At 62.5% G+C, this 240-nt stretch carries 1 pseudogene; it reads left to right on the top strand.

Annotated features, from left to right (window positions below):
- A pseudogene (locus Y887_RS17590) lies at positions 1 to 240 on the top strand (methyl-accepting chemotaxis protein); the annotation flags it as partial.

Below are 240 nucleotides of genomic sequence, written 5' to 3'. Positions count from 1 at the left end.
CCTGTCCACGCGCACCGAGCATCAGGCCGCGAATCTTGAAGAAACCGCCGCATCGATGGAGGAGCTGACGTCCACCGTACGCCAGAACGCAGACAACGCACGCCAGGCCAATCAACTGGTCAAGGGCACTGGCGATGTCGCCGAAAGCGGTGGCCGCGTGGTGCAGGAAGTGGTCACCACCATGCAGGCGATCACACAGTCGTCGGCACGCATTTCCGACATCATCGGCGTCATCGACGG

Source organism: Xanthomonas pisi DSM 18956, assembly GCF_001010415.1.
Taxonomy (GTDB): Bacteria; Pseudomonadota; Gammaproteobacteria; order Xanthomonadales; family Xanthomonadaceae; genus Xanthomonas; species Xanthomonas pisi.
Note: the sequence above shows the minus strand (reverse complement) of the source record. Positions and strands in the feature narration are given on the sequence as shown.